Raw genomic sequence first — 18777 nt, forward strand, 5'->3', positions numbered from 1 at the left:
CGGCATGGGCGCATGCGGTCAACCAACGGCTGCATGCGGTCAACCAACGGCTGTTCGCCGACGGCAAGGTGCGCAAGCTCTCACGGCCCACCACATGGCGCAGAAGTTCAAATATTATCCTTGGGTGCGCATCTATCCGCGGCCGAGCGCGCCGAAGGAGCTGGCCTACACCGTCGGCATCGATGCGTCGGGCGAGTTCTGCGTCAAACTCGACACGGTCCAGATCAACGCGACCCCGACCAGGCAACGCTACGATGAACTGCGCAACTTCGACAATCACACCTCGCCCTTCGCGGCGATCCTCACTGCGGAGGAGGGTCTACGCATGTCGTTCGAAGAGCTCGTTGACTGGTCGATCGATGGCATCGGGGCCTTCGAACCCGGCTATGATGCGCTCGCGCAGGAACTTGGCCTTATTCCGCCCGAGATGAAACTGATCACCGAACAAGTACGATCGCGCAGCGCGTTCGCCGCCTGGGCTAGGATTATGGCTGGAAGCGTGCCGTCAGGCGCGACGGTGCAGGTGCCGGGACAAAACATCTGGATGCGAGCTGACCTAGTTCCTGCGGGGGTCGATGCACGGCTCGGTACCGATCCGACGGGTTCGGAATGGGCAGTCGAAATCAACGCGCCGCCCCAGCCTGGGGACCACAACCGGCTTGCCGGAATCGCCGAGGATGCCACCGGCGGTCTTCATCTGCTGCGGCAGGGCAGGCTCCGCGGACGCCGCTCGGCACCCGATGTCAGGGAGGCCGCGTTCGAACGGTTGACCGGACTGAGTGCCGTGCCGATCAAGGCGAGCGGTCGTGCGGCCGCCCGGCGCTGGTTTCTGGTCGCCAGTCTTGGTGATTCCGAGGAGCGGATTCGTCGCACGACCACGCGCTTCGTTGAGCTCTGCGATCTCGCGCGTCGTGGCGGCGAGCCGGCGCGGGAGAGCGCCGTGATTGCGTTTGTGTCAGACCATGACGCGCTGCTCGCCAATATCGAGACGCTAGATGCCATCCGTGCCAATCCCGGCAGAGCGGACTACGCCGCCTATATCGAGCTGATCAGGCGCGGTACCTGCTTCCTGCCCTATATGTCGCGCGACGGGATTGCTTTCGCGCCATCACGCTTCATCGGTTATGCCGGCAACAGCTTCGCGCGCCATGCTGCGAACGAGGCGCGTGACGGACGGCTCACCAATGCCGCGATAAACGATATTATGGGCTATGCCCCGAGACCTGAACAGGTCCTCGAGGAGGAGTATAGGCTTTTCTGTATCCGGCTCGGCATGAAGCCAGCGGCAACCGGGACGTTCGGTGCGCCGCGCAAATACTGGCTGACCGCGGATATCCAAGACCGGCTCGATCTCCTCGCGGAGCGGGCGATGATAGACGATCCCGAGCTGACCGTTACCCACAAGGATCAGCTGATCCAGGCTCGCGTCGGGCAGGGCTTGTTTCGCGACCGGCTGCTCGAGTTGTGGAACGGTCGCTGCTCCGTCACCGCATGCGAGATCCGACCGGTCCTGCGGGCCTCGCACATCAAACCGTGGCGCGCCGCAGACAATTTCGAGCGTCTCGACCGTTTCAATGGTCTTCTACTGGTCGCCAATATCGACGCGCTGTTCGACCGTTTCTTGATCTCGTTTAGCGATGCCGGCGACATGCTCTACGGGCCGGAGATCGGCCGCGGCGATCTGATCGCGCTGGGGTGCGATCCCGACCGCGCCATCGCCGTATCGGCGAAGCATGCGCGTTATCTCGCGTGGCATCGAGCCGAATATCGTGCGCGTGGTGGTAAAGGTTGACGGGGCCAACAACGAAGATGGCGGCGCTAATCGCGCTTCCATCGGAAACCGGGAACAAGGTCCGCTTCCCCCGCGTGGCTGCTCGAAACCTGCCAGTCTCCTCACGACTAGAACCGGTCGCCCGGATCAGCCACCGTGAACGACGGCTCCGGACAGAAACTGCCGATGGGACTAAGTGAGGTGGACCGTCGACCTTTCCAAAAAATTGTGGTTGCTCGCGCCGCAACACTACATCCCGTAAAACTCGATTTCGGAAGGCATGAATGTAGATGAAGCGTAAGGCCTTGGCGATCGGCAACGGCGCCTACGCGCCCGGGTTCGATCTCGAAAACGCTGTGAACGACGCTGTGGCCGTAGCCGAGGCGCTGCGCCGCAGCGGATTCGAGGTGAACGAGTTCACGGACCTCGACCATACGGCCATGCAGGACGCCGCACTAGCTTTCGGTAAGTCGCTCAAGCGTGACGGCGCCGCCACTTTCTACTTCGCGGGACACGGCGTCGAGATCGATGGCGTCAACTACCTGATCGGGATTGACGCCGACCCGACGAGCGCGGTCGACGCGAAGCACAACTCCCTCAAACTCGACTACGTGGTGGACCTAATGGACCATGCCGGATCGGAAACAAACATCGTTATCCTTGACGCTTGCCGCGAAAACCCGTTCGGCAAGAACTGGGACCGGTCGCTGGGTACGGGCGGGCTGGGGCCGGTGACCGCGCCACGGGGCACGCTGATCGCGTTCGCGACGTCGCCCGGCGAGAAGGCGATGAACGGCACCGGCAAGCATGGCCGCTACACCGAGGCTCTGCTCCAGCACTTCGATGCGGTCTGTCCGGTCGAAACGATGTTCAAGCGCGTCCGGGCGACGATGGCGACCTCGACCGGCAAGAAGCAGACGCCATGGGAGCACACTTCGCTGATCGCGGAGTTCTACTTTAACCGCAGTCGCAACGTGCCCGTGACCCAGTACAGCGAGCAGGCGGTGAGCGACGGCGGGTTCATCGCGGATCCAAAGAAACCGGCGCACGTGGTCCTCGATGAACTGAAGTCGCACGACTGGTACAGGCAGAATCCCGCCGCGCGGGGCATCAAGCCTTCGGATCTGAATGGCTTCCGCGAGAACGCTTGTTTCATGATCGGTCGCGCGCTCTATTCCGCCGCCGATGGCGGATCCAAGGGTGCCGAGCCCTGGGTGACCAACTTCATCGCCAAGACGGGCGGCGTCGATCCGCACAAGCGCAAGGCGCTGCTCGACGGGATGCTCTTCGAAGTTTTCTTCGATCGCGACGGCATCTTGCGTAGCAAGCCGAAAGCGAAGCACTTCGACGAGCTTTACGGCGCGGCGAGCGCGAAATTATTGCGGCCAAGCCTCGAATTTATCGGCGAAGTGCTGGTCAACACCGGGCGGCGGTTTCTCGCTTTCCCCAATATCGACGATGACGTGTCGGTTGACATCACGACAACTATGCTACCGGGTAAAGCTAATCCGTCCATCACGGGGATTGTAGTAGGCGGTCGCGACATTCTCTCGCTCGACAGCCCCGACTATGTCGATGAGCATGGGATACCGCGATACTTCGCGTTCCGGCCGCAGGACCTCGCGAATCGGCTCGCCGCTGAAGCTGCGCTGCCCACTTCGCGACAAGTGTTGAACTTCCCTGATCTCTCCATGCCGCCCGGTGAACTGGGCTACCCTGTTGGCTATTCGCTCGAATGGATGAGCTGACGGAACGCAAACGACCAAAGCACGCCGTTCGTTGGTCAATCCTCCGACACCAGCTCTCGCTAGGAACCGACGTCCAGTGTTTTCCCGACGGCCATCAGAGTGCGCGCGAACGTCGCCGTCGGCCGACTGGTGGCTTACGTGTGCGTTTCGCGGCACCATTTCCCAGCGGGTCCTGATGCTCTCGCTGCGCAGCCTCGAGCGCGGACTGGTCATCCACACCGTCACACCGTCGATTCCGCCGCGTGTCGACTGCTCCTTCGCGCCTCTCGGCGCCTCCCTGCAGGGGCCGTCTCAGCCATTGGTGAATGGGCGTCGGCCAACGCGGACGCGCGCACCCACTTCGAGGCCGTCAAGTGCTGAACGGGCATTATCGAACCTATCGACTTCGAGCCAACGCGTGCTAGCGGTATCAACCAATCACGGAGTACCTCCCGTCATGACGACGGCAAAGCAGATCATCGCCGCACTAGCGAGTGATTGGCGCCTGGGCGGGGTCTTTGCGGGCTCGATCGAGCGATCCCATATCAGCGTCGCGTTCCGCCTTAGTCCAATGCTCGGCCGGGATTGGGAGCCGGACGTGACGAGTGTTGTCACCCCGCTCGGCTGGTACATTACCAGGAAATCCATAGTGGCAGGATCAGGGTTGTTTGAATTCTGCATCGAGCCAGCCTGGCAGGAGCCGGTCACCCCCGGCGTCCATGTCTATCACGCGAGCCCGCGCGAATATCGCGGACTGATCAAAGCTCAAGGCCTGACCGTCAGCGGCTCGAGCACGACTTGGACCAACCGCCACTATCTTACGCCCCGTGTTCACGTCGCCGGTTCGCTCGAAGGCGCGCTCACCTACATCGAGAGCCGTGCCACCGGGACGGCGGCCCCGAATGGGATCACGCGGATCGGCGCGAAGATGCTGCGATCGTGGGATGTCCAGAAAGTGCGCACTGGAGCCGAGCCCTACTACCCCGACGCGGAGATGGACGGCAGCCTATGGTGCGAGACGGCCATCCCGCCCGACCGAGTGCATCGCCAACCGGCCATCCTGATCAGACTGGCGGTCGAATTGAAACTGCTGAGGAAGAGGTGGGCGCAGAAATGACCGAGCCGATCCTTGGCCTGGCTGCCCGAGCTTCGGCGCGACTCCGGCTCTTGTCTGCGAAGGTGGTCGATCGTCGTCCGCTGGGCGCCGATAGCATCGACTTCGAACTCGCCTGGCTGGCGGACCCCGACGCGTTGAAGGCGCTCGACGTCGACCTCGGCAATATGGTCGATCGCGACAGTCGCGTCATTTACCAGTTTGTCGCGCGCGACCCGACTTCCTATGCTGATTTGCGAGATGCGTTTGGCGCGAGGCCGATGGAGAACTCAAAAGGGAAGACGCTGCGATACAGCCGCATGATGGCGCCCGCCGACCCGTGCGCTCTCTACGTCGGATCAAGTGCGAGCTTCCGATCGCGTATCGGTCAGCACCTCGGCCGCATAGGCGGTGCGGGCACTTACTCGATGCGGCTGGCGCTCTGGGCGACGGCGGTGCCGGCGACCATCGGCCTGAGATTGTGGCCGTATGACCCAGACATCAATCCGATCGAGCTGGAGGCGCTCGAGCAGGAGCTATGGGACAGCTGCACTCCACTGCTTGGGAAGCGTAGCGGAAGGTAAGACCGGACGGCCAACGCCTCGCACCTTGAAACCTCGGTCGAATGGGAGTGCATGATACCCACCGGCCCCGCCTATCCCAATATCCAGCGACAAGCCGACTCTCTGGTCGTCCTCGTCCTCGTCCACGGCTACGGCTCAGATGGCGAAGCGTTCTGGCTTTTTCCGCCAGGCATCGTCGGCGGTGTTGGCGGGATCGAACAAATGAAGAAACCGGCATGGCTTCTGCGAATCCGCGCTCTCATCCATGAGCGCGGAACGTCTCCTCCAGACAAAGGCTGACGTTTCGCCCGGCGCTCCTGCGCGGCAGAGATATCCCCACGTCCTTCCGGCAGCGGTCGACCAACTCCCGCCGTTCCGTGCGTTCGTTTGAATGTCCGCTGACGCCGGAATCGATAATTCGAAAGCGGGGCAGCGGCAGGTCTGCCAGCCGCCCAAGTTGACCGCTCCAGCTTCGTTTGACGGTCCTTACAACTACCGTCCGCTATCCCAAGGCTGCCAGCCCGGATAGAGGCTGAAGGGGCAGCCGTTGCAATTAGCTACCGGCTGACGCAATCGGCGGGCTGTTGAAAGCAATATCCAAGGTGCCGTTGAGTATGTCGGACAGTCAGCCGGACAAGCATCATCCCAATTTTGCACCGTCAGACTCTGATTTCGAGGAGGTCTCTCGAAACATTGTCGAGATCGATCCGAAAATGAAAAAACTTCGAGGTGCGAGCAATAGAGACGGAGATGACGGCCTTTATGAGAACGAAGATACCGGTAATAGACTGACCGTCGAGGCTAAGCATTACAAGCAACACAAGGCAATCCCAAAGCGAGACATTGTCAACCTTCGCGAGGCGACCGCGAGGAATAATTCATTGGGCAATGGTAAAGGCCGCGGGCAGCTATATTCTACCTCCGGGAGTCTTAGCCTGCCCGCGAGGACTGAGCTTCGGGATGCCAAGAGAAATGGTGAGGATATCGCGGTGACCCTCTACAAGGGCTTGGAGGACTTGGCTGCTAACGAAACCACCCCTAAATCGATCTCCACTCCGCTTAAGGCTTCTCTCGCTGAGAAGGGACGCCGAACAAAATCAAGTTCTGGCACATAGAACAGTAAATATCGAAGCTGGATCGGCGGGCACGAACAATTCGAATATCGTCATGTGCATGGTCCGCTCTTGCATAGCTGAGCTTCAGAAGCCGACAATCCGCGACCGGCCGCCTTTCCCATCCCCTGCCGCCGCCTGCTTTCTTTCAGAACGTCCGGTGTTCGGCAGAAAGTCGCCGCTTCGACAGTGGCACGGGAATAGCGGTAATGTCCCACTTCTTGCCGTTCTATGACCGGCTGTCGAGGCGTCGAGCGAACATGAATGGATGTCTGAAGTCGGGGAGAACGAAATGACCGCTGAATGTCGGTTTATGAGTCAAAGTAGTACAGTGGCGCCTTCATTCGAAAGGGAATAATAACGTAAACCGGGCTGACCGATTTCACTTAATTCTAAACCAATTACGCAGAGTATTACATTTGGCTCTAGTCATGCCTGCGAAACAGGATTGATGTACTATTATAATATTTGAAACATAAGGCATCAATCAAAGCTACCAAGAAGCATCGCTGCCGCGTCAGGTGATTCGTAAGCAGTAGCAAGCATCGCCTCTACCTTGTTCAGACCTGCGTGCGTCAGTCGAATATCCATCATAGTATCTTGTTGTTCAAGCACTCCGCGCTGCTGCAGTGCCTTGATCCACCGTTCGGTACCAGATGTCGGGATGTTGGCATGGGCTGCGGCATCGGCTAGTCCGATGGTCCGGCCTTCTGCCTCCGCCAAATAGATGCCGATCAGCAGCGAACCTATGGGGTCAGTGCTTAGATCATCCCCAAATAGCATGGCTCGGGTGGCATGGACCTGGCGCATACGCAGTGCTGCTTCCCAAAGCCTGGCTGGCGGTAAAGGGCGGCCATTTTCTTGCCAGAACAGCGTGCTTATCAATCGGTCGGGGTTGGCGAAGCGGGTGACCAGTAGATTCGCTGCTACTGAGCTACCATCAGGCCGAAGGTAGCGCTTTTGCAACCGTACGGGGGCTGCGCCGTCCTTTAGCGCGGCTAGCATATCTGCGCTTCGATCCAAGTCGCGAGCATCGGTTATTTGGCGGTACGAAACTCCGATAACTTCGTCGGCGCAACGCTGAAGTAGATCAAGCAAGCCCTGATCCGCTTGCAGAATGACTCCTTCGATCGACGAAACGCAATGACCTGCAGGCATCATTACCTTACCACGAGCCTTGTATCAATTGACATATATCAGTTTATTCTCCTTGCAAGGCATCTCGCAGCGTCGAAGGATGGCTTGCCGATCTGTGACGTTTTTCCCGTGGGTTGGAGAGGGCGTATGGGAAACACTGACACAGATAGCACGACATTTTTGGCTAAGAACAGGCTGACGTAGCTATCCCCCCTTGGCGCGCTCCGACGCTTATACATGGAATGTAAGATGGATGACGTGGCAACAATCGCCGACTTACGCCGTCGTCTGGCGGAGTCAGAGGCAGCGCTTCACCAGAGTAAGGCTCGGTTCGCGGCTACGCTCGAAAGCGTGCCTGCGGGCGTTGCTACGTTGGACATGAACGGACGAATGGTAGCCTCCAATTCCGAGTATCAGCGTTTCTGTCCCACCGGCTTGATGCCCTCCCAGGACCCGGCTCGCGTAGCCCGGTGGCAAGCGTGGGACGAGGATGGGCGGCCGTTGCAACCCGACGAGTTTCCCGGTGCGCGCGCCCGCCGCGGAGAATGTGTTACGCCTGGTCAGGAAATGCTGTTCACCGATGACGACCAGCGGGCCATTTGGGTGCGAGTTGCGGCAGTTCCGGTACGCGACGAGTTGGGCAAGTTGACCGGACAAGCAAGCGTAATCAGTGACATAAACGCATTGAAGCGCAGCGCGGAATCTTTGCGGGAAAGCGAGCAACGGCAGGTCGTGATGGTTGCGGAGCTGCAACACAGGACGCGTAACCTTATCGCGGTTGTAAGCTCGATTGCTGCGCGGATGCTGGATGGTGCCTCGTCGCTTCAAGAGTTCGAGCGTGGCTTCAACGACCGCCTTTCAGCTCTATCCCGCGTCCAACAGATGCTCTCGCATGCAACAGCAGGCCAACGAGTAAAGTTCGACGATCTTTTGCGCGCGGAGCTCCTTTCGCTTGGTGCCATTGGCCGGAAGGGTGGTGATGGCCATCTCATATTGGCAGGCCCACCTGATGTTCCGTTACGCTCGCGCGCAGTTCAAAGCCTGGCTCTAGCGATCCATGAGCTTGGGACCAATGCGGTAAAATATGGTGCGTTGGGGACCCTCGGAGGGTTGCTTACAATCACGTGGCACGTGGAGACGGAAAAAGATGGCGTTCTGTGGCTCCACGTCGACTGGCGCGAGAGCGGTGTTCGGATGTCACAACCGGTCGCTGCACCGTCTACCGGCGGTTATGGTCGTCAACTGATCGAAAAAGCCTTGCCTTACCAACTTGGCGCTCAGACACATTATGCTTTCGTCGAAGATGGTGTGCACTGTACGATCGCGGTGCCGGTCGTATCTCGCCGGACAGCGGGGGAGGTGCAAGATGGCTGACATGCTCATGGAACATCAGCGGGTACTTGTGATTGAAGACGAGTATGTCGTTGCCGAAGCGATCGAGCGCACTCTGAGACGGGCGGGAGCTACCGTGCTTGGACCGGTGCCGTCTGTTGACCAGGCAATGGCTTTGCTTGATCAGGGAGGGCGTATCGACGGCGCTGTTCTCGACATCAACCTCGGCGAGCAGAAAGTATACCCAGTGGTCGACCGCCTACTCGCTCGGGGCGTTCGTTGCGTCTTTGCAACAGGTAATGATATTGCCGATGTTCCATCAAACTACAAAGAGATCGTTAGATTAGAAAAACCTGTTAAGGCCTCGTCGATAATCGATGCGCTCAAGAAAATCGATACGACCGCCGATGGAGCGGTTGCCAAAGTTTCTCAGCATACCTCGTTTTTGCAATTGCGTGAACAGCTGATCGTTCAGATTGCCGTAGCTGACGGCATCCATGAACCGCTATTAGCGGCACGATTATACGAGGCGGTCAACGCAATCGATCAGTTCTTGAACTGCTAATCAACGTTTTGATGACATGAGCGTGCGTCTGAAGTTTAGCGATGCAACAGGTTTGAATGTTCGAAACCGGGTCGTCGCGAGAAATTTCGCGGAAGGCTGCTGAGCTCGATGAATTGCCCGGTCTTACCGGTAACGCCGATGGCGAAACTGTGTCACTCACCGTCGGCGATCGCTGACCTAGACGGGGGCGAGGCTTTGGAACGCCGCGATAAGAGCCTGTTCGTTGATCGGCTTGTCGAGAACAATCATCGATGGGCGACTTACATGGCATGCCTCGCGCGTGCCGGTCACGAAGATTACGGGCGTCGGCCCATGCTCCAAGATGATGGCTTCTACCGCGTCAGGGCCGGTACCGACTGAGAGATTGACGTCGGACATGATGATGGAGGGAGGCCGCAACTTGGCGGCATCGATTGCCTCATCTTGCGAGGCAGCCTGATCGAAGGATGTGCCGCCAGCCCGTTCGATCAGCTGGATGATGTGATCGGCGATGAGGAAATCATCCTCGATGACGAGCACGTGGCACATATGACAGATCCCGATAAGCTGAGCTCTTAACCAATGTGATCACGCAATGGGCCCGCCACGGCGTTAATAAATGTCAGGCAAGGTCGAAAGCTTAGACCGGCGCTTCAATTGCGAAGCGAACACCTTCCGGCAGATATTGGATTTCCGCCTTGCCGCGGATGTGGCGCGACAGGACGCGCTCAATCATTCGCGTACCAAATCCAATACGTGTTGGCGTTGCAACGATAGGACCATCCTGCTCCGTCCAGGAAAAGGTGAGCCGGCGTTCCGTTACATTGCCGTTCAGGTTCCAGCGTATGGTCACCTGGCCCTCCGGTACCGAAAGTGCACCATATTTGATCGCATTGGTCGCCAGCTCGTGCAGTGCCATAGACAACGCAAGTGTCACTTCCGGGGTTAGCCGTATCGTCGGGCCGACAGCGGAAAACCGTCGACCGTTGCTGTCCATGAACGGCGCCAGCACCCGCTCGACGATCTCACCGATTGCCGCGCCTTCGATCTCGTCCTTGAGCAGCAGTTCGTGCGCAGACGCGAGGCTAGCGATGCGGCCCGACACCGCATCCCGAGCCTCAGCAAGGGACCCAGCATCGCGTAGCGTCTGACTGACAACGGCACTGACCGTCGCAAGCGTGTTCTTCACGCGGTGTGTCAGTTCATGTGCCAGAACCGACCGTTGCTCCTCGGCAAATTTGCGAGCTGAAACATTGCTCGAAAAGCCCGAAACCGCCAACGGTGTGCCATCCGCACGGCGCTGCAGCGAGCCTTGGGAATGGATCCAGCGTTGCTCGCCTTCAGGCGTCAATATGCGGTATTGGACGTTGTAACGCGTGCCATGCTCTATAGCGCTATTTAGCGAAGATCTGACGAGTTCGCGATCCTCTGGGTGCACGCAAGCCAACAGGCCTTCCGCCGATAATATTTCTCCGGCCGGCCTTCCAAAGTTTGCAAGACAGCTTGGCGAATAGCTAAGCCGCCATTCTGGCAGGTCGATGGTCCACGTGCCCAGTCCTCCGGCATCGAGCGCAAGCGCCAAGCGCGCTTCTCGTTCGGCCAAAGCGACTTCACGCTTCGCAAGCTCGGCACTCAGCGAGTCGCGATCGCGTTCCAACTGCAACAGCCCGTGCCGCTCGAGTGTGACATCGAGCTGGGATGCCACGAAGTAGCGTAGGCTGCCGGTCGCGTCATGCACGGGCGCGACCATGAGGCGGTTCCAGAACGGCGTGCCATCACGACGGTGATTGAGGAGGTCGATATCGATCGGCTCACGGCGAGCAATCGCGTCCTTCATGCGTCGGACGTCGGCCTGATCGGTCAGCGGTCCCTGCATGAAACGGCAGTTCCGGCCAACGACCTCGACCGCCGAGAACCCTGTCAGAGCCTCGAACGCCCGATTGACGTAAACCAGCGGGTTATCCGGTAGCGTTGGATCGCTGACGACCATCGGCGTAATGCAGTGATCGAACGCCGCAACGAAGGGGTCATGCTCGTTTAGGCGGGACGCAAATGCGTTGACAGCCTCGCGTACGACACCTGAGGCATCGTGCGGTCGAATAGGCGAAGGCGGGAGTGGCTGACGGTCCAAAGCGGGAACGTCCTAGCGGTAAGACGTTGATGGATCAACGTAATCGAAATTATGCATAACTTCTGTCATCTGTCGTCCCACTTCGTGAGGCCGTGGATTGTCGCTTAAACCCGGAAATCAGGGACTGGTCTGGGACCACTCTGCGGCAAACGCGGGCGCTGCAATGAAGCTCGCTGGCTGCGGGGATACGGGCGGCGGATCGCAGACACCCTCTTCAATGTAGCGCATTGCGGACATCAGACCATTCCGGGAGAAGGGCTTGGGTATGACGCCATGGCCACCGGCAAAGTCGGCTGGGATCTTGAGTGGGTTTGCAGTGACGAAGACGACTATCGCGTCCGCCCATCGCTTCCGGATCAGTGCACAGACATCCAGGCCGCTGGTGCCTTTCGCAAGCTGTATGTCGACAAAAGCCAGGTCCGGATGGAGATCGCCTGCCAGGTCTTCAACTTCGTAGAGAGACGCGGCCTCGCCGACGACACGGTGACCGGCGTCTTCGATCATCGCTTCAATATCCATCGCCAAAAGAGCTTCGTCCTCGACGATCAGCACATTCAACGGCGGTTTGGCACGTCCACTCATTAATCGTCCACCGGGAATGAGAGAGATACACGAACACCGGGGGCGGCGTCGGACCATACGACGTCGGCCCTGACTTGCTTGGCGAGGCGGGAAATAAGCATTTTGCCAATGCCGTCCGGCTGAACGTCATTGCTGGCAAGCCCATGCCCATCATCGGTGATTTCGATCAGGGCATTATTGCCTTCTAGGGCGGTGCGGACGGAAATCGTACCCGCTCGCCCGTCGGCAAATGCATGCTTGATGGCGTTGGTCGCTATTTCGTTGAGGATCAACCCAAGCGATGCCGCCTTACTGGACGGCACCTCTATTTGCGAAATGTTCGAAACAAGCTTGATGTCGTCGCGTCGGCTGGCACCAACGACGTCGCTGATTAGATTTTCGGTAAACGCCCCGACATCGAACCGGGTGACGTCGTCCGACTGATAAAGACGGCGATGCACTGTCGCCAGCGCATCAACCCGTTCGAGCATGGTTTCAAGTTTTGATGAAACGGCCGGGTCAGATATGCTCCGCGCCTGCAAACGCAGAAGCGAACCGATCATCGTAAGGTTGTTCTTTACCCGGTGGTCGACTTCGTGAAGCAGCAGAGTTTTCGCATCTAACGCGGCCTCGAGGTCTGACGTGCGCGCCTCGACTTCCTGTTCGACCAATAACTTCTGCTTTGAAATGATAGTCTGCGCTTTGACGCGGTCAGTAACATCAAGCTGGGAGGCGAAGAAGAATACAACCTTACCGGCGTCATTGCGTACAGGGCTCAGATACAACGCGTTCCAGAACGTAGATCCATCCTTTCGATAGTTTAGAAGGTCCACGGCAATGTCGGTCTGGGCGTCGATTGCCCGACGCACTTTAGCCACCTGCTCTCGGTCGGTGTCGGGACCCTGCAGGAAGCGGCAGTTACGGCCAATGATTTCACTTCGGTCATAGCCCGACAGCGTTTGAAAGGCTTCGTTGCAGAAGACGATCGGGTTATCGGTCTGCGCGGGGTCCGTGATGACCATAGGCATTCGGGTAGCCCGAACAGCCGCGGCAAAAGGGTCCGCTCGCCCGTGCTCGTAATCGAGCGCTTCCGTCAGATGCCAATCGTCCCGCTGCTTCATCACGCCTCCGTGGAGCGTGCCGACCAGCCGAACTCCGTGCCGGGACTAAATCGTTTTGATCGTCTTCCGTTCCGCTGAGAGATCGAGTTCGTCTCACTGAGGCATGACCATTGGGCGGCATGGCTTGCGCGTACAAAGGCTCTTCGAGGTAGCAAATCGGGGATATGTCGTGCAGGCTGGAAGATAAACGAACGGCAGAAACGGGGAAAGCGGAAACGGCTCATGAGTGTCCGCTTGTGGGTCCGAATGGTGCCGATGCTGAGAACACGGTAGCAGCCCGCGAGTGATGTTAGGCTTCGGCTATCATCGCAATCGAAACTTTCATTCCAGTGATCCGCACTGGCATCTTGGCACCTTGCCGCGCTGGAGGATCGACGTCGAACCACTTGCTCCATTCCTCGGCGGCCTCCGCGAAATCCTCCTCATCCGCCAAAATGAGCGTCGCGCTGACTGCTTGCTTCAGACTGCTGCCTGCCTCGGCAAGGATCGCACTGATATTCGCCAGGCATTGTGCGACCTGCTCCCGAACTGATCCCGGAATGATCTTCCCAGTCTGCGGGTCGACAGGAGGAGTGCCCGATACGAACACCAGCCCGGCAGCCTTTACTGCCTGACTATAGCCTGGCGGTGTAATAGGCGCGCCGGCTGTGAAGATTATAGTTCGGGACATGCGTCGCCGCGCCTCCGGATCAATGCCCGTATGAGGCGCCGCGCACTCGGAATGGTCAAGAGTTTTAGTGCGCCCGACATGGCCGCCTTACGCCCAACAGTCGACATGCGCCACGAACGCAGGGTCGCGCGCCGTCAGCTATTGCGCGCCTTGATCGGACGCAGCATGACACAGCGGCGTGTCGATGCAACGGCTAGACATACGGCCACCGGGCCCGTGGCTCGTGTCGAACAAAATGGCATTGTGACCCTGGTGGCGGAGCGCCTGGGCGCTGGACAGGCCTGCCATTCCCAAACCGATAATTCCGCTCCGCATGACATTCCTCCCTCCCGGCGTGCAGCGACTGAACTTACGGCCGACCGAAGGACCTCAAACGCCAGGCTCGTCGATTAGAGCCGGCCTAGGCGCAGACTTTAGTCTCAGGCAGCCGGCTCCGGGTGACGCGTCACCTTCGAACGTCTCCGCCGCCGAAGACGACCTGGTTGCGTACGGGAGGGGCGAACAGGCCGTATAGAAACGGCAGGTTGTCACCGCTTACCGCATCGAGCGCGGCACGGTGCTCCGGTGGCAGGTTGAGGCTGAGCGCGGCGACATTGTCGGTCACCTGCGCCGCCCGGCTCACGCCCATCAGCGTCGATGCGACGCCGGGCTGCCGGACTACCCAGGACAGCGCTACGCGCGCCGACGTCTCGCCGATCTCCGCTGCGACGCGCTTCAGTATGTCGAGGATTTGCCAGTTGCGCTCGGTGAACAGCGTGTCGCCGAACGGGTTGTCGCCATCGAGCCGCTTGTCGTCGGCGGGCCGCGCGGCGTCGTCATGCCCGGCCTGGTTGGGGACGCCGCCCGCACGCTTCGGACCCGCCTCGACGGTCGCGCGGTCGTATTTGCCGGTAAGCAGGCCATAGGCGAGGGGGCTCCAGGGGACGAGACCCATGCCGGCCGATCGGGCGAGTGGCAGGTGCTCGGCCTCGACCCCGCGTTCGACCAGCGAGTAGAAATATTGCAGGCCGATCGGCGCCGGATCGCCCTGGACTCGCGCCAGCGTCGCGAGTTCGGCGACGTACCAGGCCGGTGTGTTGGATATGCCCCAATAGCGGATCTTGCCCGCTGCGACGAGCGCGGTCATCGTCCGCAGCAGTTCCTCGGCGGGCGTGACGCCGTCCCAGACATGCACCCAGTACAGGTCGATGAAGTCCGTCCGAAGTCGGCGCAGCGAGCCTTCGACGGAGGCGAATATGTGGCGCGCGCCATTGCCGCCCGCGTGATAGCCGCGGCCGGTCGCAAATCCCGATTTCGTCGCGATCACCAGCCGGTCGCGCGACGATTGCGCGGTGACGAAACTGCCGACCATCTCTTCCGATCGCCCGCCTGCGTAGACGTCGGCGGTGTCGATGAAATTGCCGCCCAGATCGGTGTAGCGGTCGAACACCGCGCGGCTGCCGCTCTCGTCCAGCCCCCATCGCGGCGTGCCGAAGGTCATCGTGCCGAGCGCTAGCGGGCTAACGAGAAGGCCGGAGCGGCCGAGCGGGCGATATGTGTCGAGGTTCATGGTGGCATCCTGCAGTGTGTCGCCCCCAGATGGACGCCGGACGGCGCGAGGATTAGATCATCTGCGGCGCATGGGTTGCTGAAGGATGTTCAGGAATGGATCGTGATCTCTGGTCCGGTCTCGCGGTGTTCGAAACGATCGTCGAGGCTGGCAGCTTCGCGCGAGCGGCGACGCGGCTTGGATTGTCGGCCTCTGCACTCAGCCATGCGATGCGATCGCTGGAGACGAAACTGGGTGTGCGGCTGCTCGACCGTACCACCCGCTCGCTGGCGCCGACGCCTGCGGGCGAGGAACTGCTGGTGCGGTTGAGACCGGCGATAGCCTCGGTCGCGGGCGCGCTGGCCGACCTGGACAACGCGCGCGAACGACCGGCGGGGCGTATCCGGGTCAGCGCGCATCGGGTCGCGGCGATCTACGTTATCCTGCCGCGGCTGGCGGACTTTGCACGTGCCTATCCCGACATCGCCGTCGAACTGGTCGTCGACGACGGACTAGTCGACATCGTCGCCGACCGTTCCGATTGCGGGGTCCGGCACGCGCAGACGCTGCAGGCCGACATGATATCTGTCCGGATCAGCGCGCCGGTGCCTCTCGTCTTCGTTGCCGCTCCGGCCTACCTCGCCGATCATCCGGCTCCGCTCGATCCCGACGATCTCGTGGCGCATCGTTGCCTGTGTTACCGATACACGTCGTCCGGCGTCGTCCACCGTTGGGAATTCGAGCGGGACGGCCGGACGTCGGAACGGTCGGTCCGCGGCGACTTCATCACCAACGACATCGATGTGATGCGCGACGCCGCCGTGGCAGGGCTAGGGGTGGCGTGCCTGCCGCTGCCGCACGCCGCGCTGCAACTGGCCCACGGTACGCTGGTCGAAGTGCTGGCCGGTTGGGCACCGACGTTACCCCCGAACCACCTCTACTATCCCAGCCGACGTCAACCGACTGCGGCCTTCCAGGCCTTCGTGACGGCGATGCGCGTGTGATCGCCAGCGTGCTTTGGCGAGGATGAAAGCGGTGATGTTCAAGATGTACGTTGGGCGCTCGGTGGGGGACGTTGGCATCAACCTTGGAAGGCGCAGGCGCTTATGAATGAGTGTCTGAAGTTGGAAAGCGTGGAAGGGCGCGCGGATGGCCGACTATGGGTCTCGCCGGCCCCAACCGGCCGGGCCATCAAGGACCGATTGCCGACGTTCGCGGCTGGCTGATCCAGAGGAATTTGTATCGCCGCAGAAAACTCATGCCAATCGGGCGGAACCAGTGATGCTCTGGGCGAATTTGCATAGCCGATTTGGACGACCCCGTTCAGGAACAACAGCCCTAAAGGCGGCCCAGTCTGTGCGGATTATGCAAAATTCGAATCTGGATCAGTCGGCTGTGGCGAGCTGTGCCATCATGAGTTGGCGCACTGCCTCGGGACGAGACAGTGGGCTCGTCTGGCGGTCGATCCATGCATCCAGCGTGGCGAGTTGATCAGGAGCCAAGCGCAAGTTGATGGGTGTCGAACCCACTGGCGGCCTTCCGCGACCTCTTTTGTTGGCGCCAACAATTGACATGGTTAATAGTTGGTGCCAGATATGACGAGCTGACGCAAGGCTTAGGACCCTCGCGCCAGCTCTGACCACAACCGATCGAGTGGAGATCGAATATGGCTGCTGAAGCCCCTTATAGGGGTGTGCCAATCCGTGCACCTGAAATTCATGCTGCCGACGTCCCTTTGGTGGACATGGCCGACCGCGACATAGTCATGAGCGGTTCCAGCGACGTCCAAGAGGGCGGCGAATCGATCGACGCGCTGATACTTGGCGTCGAGGTTTTGATCGAGCGGCAGCGTGGAATGATGCGTCATCAGCACGCCGACGCCTTCCTGATCGATAACGAGTTTTGGGGTGCGATTGCGTCGTTGCTTACGATGGTCCGGACCAAGGCAACCGAGATCGTCGACGTCGGCGGGGCAATGGAGAAGGCCGGCCAGCGCTTGCCAAAGGTCACGGCAGCGTGAGGGCCGCGTCGCAACGGAAGGCCGCAGATAGCTTGGTGAGGCAGGGCGAAGTGTTCGCCCTCGCTAAGTCGGTTGCGCCGGCTGCGCTCGATCGCGTCGACGGCATCCGGATTGGCAATCTGATCAAGGCGTTGTTTGGATTGCTGAACCAAGCCGCAGGCGATCCGGACTTGGAAGACGGGGACCTAGACCGCGGCACGGCGGACGAAGACGGCCCAATAGCAGACGCGCGGATCGATATCCTTTGGCAGAACGCAGCGTGACAGGCACCGGCTTTCCAAATCGTCGCTTGCGGAGTGATCTTTGGTCACTTAGAAGTGAGAGCCAGTCGAATACAAGGATGGCCGATGCCAACCAAGGAGCCGATTCTACGCGGCGATATCATGGCCAAGGCTGAAATCCCTCGGGACGTCATGACGTTCTGGGTTCGGGGCGGCGTGCTGCGCCCGATCGAGGCTCCGAAAACGGGCACCGGCTTTAAGTTGCGGTTCGAATGGTACGAGGCGAACATTGCCGCGATCATGAACCAGCTCCGCATCCTTGGCGTCAGCATCAAAGGGATGCTGTCGGTCTGCAAGGTCTATCGCGACGCTATTGCGTTCTTCGACGGTCGCGGCGCGACTCGCGACGAAGTTCACGCCATGTGGTCGCTCGACATGATCGAGCGCAACGTGATCGCCCGCAGGGTGAAGCGCTGGGGGTATCGCGACATAGTTGAAGCCCCCGGCTTCGACCCAGAGACGAACCCACTGATTGCCGCAGAAGCGGCCGATAATATCTCGATGGAAGACGAGCTTTGGGCCGAGATCGTGCCGTGGACCGCTGAAATCCACGGCGCGCAGAAGGTAACCGTGCGCGTCATGGAGTTGTGGGAAGGGATGCCGCGCGAGGAATTTCGCCGCCACCTCGATCCCTATGTGAACATCACCGAGCAGGCCGAGGTGAGCTATGCGCCCGACGGCGTTGCATCCCCCGAGGAATTGACCTTTTTCTGGCGGGTTGGAGAGACTGACGACTACCGCTTCAGATGGGGTCCCGACGCAGGCAAATTGGCGCGCGCGGATGGCGCAAAGTCCATGATCGCGATCGACGTCTCCGCGGTTCTGCGATCGGTCTGGCACACACCAGAAGGCGGAGCTTCCGCATGATCGTGAAGCCTCGCGAACCGGCCGACCTCTACGCTCCGTTGGAGACGGTGCCGAGGCCCCGTCCGATCGGCGAGGTTTTCCAGGTCTTATTGGTCCGCTGGTGGCTGACGCTACTGGTCGAGGCGTACCGCGTGACCAGTAAGCCGCGCCTGCGACCGCCCAAGGCCAAGCACACCCGCTAATTTCGACACGTCCGCCCTACCCCATCGCTCGGAACGCGCTTCCGAGAACGCCACCGCCTTGCCGGAACGCATCTGATGATAAACGCCAAGCCTGTAGCCGCTCCCGCAGCGGCTTCCATGGCAGCCAACGACAACCG

21 protein-coding genes and 1 pseudogene are annotated in these 18777 nt (G+C 60.2%); 14 read left to right on the forward strand and 8 right to left on the reverse strand.

Going from position 1 to position 18777, the window contains the following annotated elements:
* Nucleotides 1-94 precede the first annotated feature (94 nt).
* The 7 genes and pseudogenes from C8J47_RS04000 to C8J47_RS04025 all read left to right on the forward strand — a co-directional run bounded on the left by C8J47_RS04000 (nt 95) and on the right by C8J47_RS04025 (nt 6269).
* The gene (locus C8J47_RS04000) at nt 95-1792 is read left to right on the forward strand and encodes an HNH endonuclease (protein WP_183129006.1); all 1698 of its coding nucleotides are present in this window, start codon (nt 95-97) and stop codon (nt 1790-1792) included.
* Nucleotides 1793-2061: 269 nt separating this feature from the next.
* Nucleotides 2062-3519 carry a caspase family protein gene (locus C8J47_RS04005; protein ID WP_121884505.1) on the forward strand — a complete coding sequence of 486 codons (1458 nt, stop codon included), beginning with the start codon at nt 2062-2064 and terminating at the stop codon, nt 3517-3519.
* Between the two features lie 175 nt (nt 3520-3694).
* Nucleotides 3695-3745: pseudogene (locus C8J47_RS19780) on the forward strand (hypothetical protein); the annotation flags it as partial.
* A 210-nt stretch (nt 3746-3955) separates the two neighbouring features.
* Nucleotides 3956-4615: a hypothetical protein gene (locus tag C8J47_RS04015; protein WP_121884506.1), complete on the forward strand. Its 660-nt coding sequence runs from the start codon at nt 3956-3958 to the stop codon at nt 4613-4615.
* Nucleotides 4612-5175 (forward strand): hypothetical protein, encoded by a 564-nt coding sequence (locus C8J47_RS04020; protein WP_121884507.1) that lies wholly within the window; start codon nt 4612-4614, stop codon nt 5173-5175. The genes C8J47_RS04015 and C8J47_RS04020 overlap by 4 nt, the downstream gene beginning before the upstream one ends.
* A gap of 51 nt (nt 5176-5226) precedes the next feature.
* Nucleotides 5227-5454, forward strand: coding sequence for a hypothetical protein (locus C8J47_RS18815; protein ID WP_147454271.1), 228 nt, complete (start codon nt 5227-5229; stop codon nt 5452-5454).
* Nucleotides 5455-5738: 284 nt separating this feature from the next.
* A complete protein-coding gene (locus C8J47_RS04025; protein WP_147454272.1) occupies nt 5739-6269 on the forward strand; it encodes a restriction endonuclease in 531 nt (176 codons plus the stop codon).
* A 480-nt stretch (nt 6270-6749) separates the two neighbouring features.
* Here C8J47_RS04025 and C8J47_RS04030 read toward each other — a convergent pair whose 3' ends face one another.
* A complete protein-coding gene (locus C8J47_RS04030) occupies nt 6750-7427 on the reverse strand; it encodes a PAS domain S-box protein (RefSeq protein WP_259467337.1) in 678 nt (225 codons plus the stop codon).
* A 543-nt stretch (nt 7428-7970) separates the two neighbouring features.
* Between C8J47_RS04030 and C8J47_RS04035 the strand changes: the two genes are divergently transcribed.
* Nucleotides 7971-8777: a sensor histidine kinase gene (locus C8J47_RS04035; protein ID WP_183129008.1), complete on the forward strand. Its 807-nt coding sequence runs from the start codon at nt 7971-7973 to the stop codon at nt 8775-8777.
* Complete coding sequence (locus C8J47_RS04040; RefSeq protein WP_121884510.1) at nt 8770-9300, forward strand: response regulator; 531 nt, start codon at nt 8770-8772, stop codon at nt 9298-9300. Before C8J47_RS04035 ends, C8J47_RS04040 begins: the two co-directional genes overlap by 8 nt.
* A 177-nt stretch (nt 9301-9477) precedes the next feature.
* On the opposite strand, the gene C8J47_RS04045 is transcribed toward C8J47_RS04040, so the two are convergent.
* The 7 genes from C8J47_RS04045 to C8J47_RS04075 form a co-directional block, all read right to left on the reverse strand.
* Nucleotides 9478-9828 (reverse strand): response regulator, encoded by a 351-nt coding sequence (locus C8J47_RS04045; RefSeq protein WP_121884511.1) that lies wholly within the window; start codon nt 9826-9828, stop codon nt 9478-9480.
* 91 nt (nt 9829-9919) lie between these two features.
* Entirely contained in the window at nt 9920-11269 is a 1350-nt protein-coding gene (locus tag C8J47_RS04050) for a PAS domain-containing protein (protein WP_404969243.1), read from the reverse strand.
* A 258-nt stretch (nt 11270-11527) separates the two neighbouring features.
* Nucleotides 11528-11992 carry a response regulator gene (locus C8J47_RS04055; protein WP_121884513.1) on the reverse strand — a complete coding sequence of 155 codons (465 nt, stop codon included), beginning with the start codon at nt 11990-11992 and terminating at the stop codon, nt 11528-11530.
* Entirely contained in the window at nt 11992-13092 is a 1101-nt protein-coding gene (locus tag C8J47_RS04060; protein WP_121884514.1) for a histidine kinase dimerization/phosphoacceptor domain -containing protein, read from the reverse strand. The genes C8J47_RS04055 and C8J47_RS04060 overlap by 1 nt, the downstream gene beginning before the upstream one ends.
* A 289-nt stretch (nt 13093-13381) precedes the next feature.
* Nucleotides 13382-13762, reverse strand: a complete 381-nt coding sequence (locus C8J47_RS04065) for a RidA family protein (RefSeq protein ID WP_121884515.1) — start codon at nt 13760-13762, stop codon at nt 13382-13384.
* Between the two features lie 138 nt (nt 13763-13900).
* Nucleotides 13901-14077, reverse strand: a complete 177-nt coding sequence (locus tag C8J47_RS19785) for an NAD(P)-binding protein (RefSeq protein ID WP_121884516.1) — start codon at nt 14075-14077, stop codon at nt 13901-13903.
* Nucleotides 14078-14207: 130 nt separating this feature from the next.
* A complete protein-coding gene (locus C8J47_RS04075) occupies nt 14208-15311 on the reverse strand; it encodes an aldo/keto reductase (RefSeq protein ID WP_121884517.1) in 1104 nt (367 codons plus the stop codon).
* 95 nt (nt 15312-15406) lie between these two features.
* On the opposite strand from C8J47_RS04075, the gene C8J47_RS04080 reads away from it, so the two are divergent.
* The 5 genes from C8J47_RS04080 (at nt 15407) to C8J47_RS04105 (ending at nt 18640) form a co-directional block, all read left to right on the forward strand.
* Nucleotides 15407-16294, forward strand: a complete 888-nt coding sequence (locus C8J47_RS04080; protein WP_121884518.1) for a LysR family transcriptional regulator — start codon at nt 15407-15409, stop codon at nt 16292-16294.
* Nucleotides 16295-16956: 662 nt separating this feature from the next.
* Entirely contained in the window at nt 16957-17310 is a 354-nt protein-coding gene (locus C8J47_RS04090) for a hypothetical protein (RefSeq protein WP_147454273.1), read from the forward strand.
* A gap of 50 nt (nt 17311-17360) precedes the next feature.
* On the forward strand, nt 17361-17573 hold the full coding sequence (locus C8J47_RS04095; protein ID WP_133030475.1) for a hypothetical protein: 213 nt from the start codon (nt 17361-17363) through the stop codon (nt 17571-17573).
* Nucleotides 17574-17657: 84 nt separating this feature from the next.
* Nucleotides 17658-18458 carry a hypothetical protein gene (locus tag C8J47_RS04100; protein WP_121884522.1) on the forward strand — a complete coding sequence of 267 codons (801 nt, stop codon included), beginning with the start codon at nt 17658-17660 and terminating at the stop codon, nt 18456-18458.
* Nucleotides 18455-18640 carry a hypothetical protein gene (locus C8J47_RS04105; RefSeq protein WP_121884523.1) on the forward strand — a complete coding sequence of 62 codons (186 nt, stop codon included), beginning with the start codon at nt 18455-18457 and terminating at the stop codon, nt 18638-18640. The genes C8J47_RS04100 and C8J47_RS04105 overlap by 4 nt, the downstream gene beginning before the upstream one ends.
* Nucleotides 18641-18777 lie beyond the last annotated feature (137 nt).

This window comes from Sphingomonas sp. PP-F2F-G114-C0414, assembly GCF_003688595.1.
In the GTDB taxonomy this organism is placed as follows: Bacteria; Pseudomonadota; Alphaproteobacteria; order Sphingomonadales; family Sphingomonadaceae; genus Sphingomonas.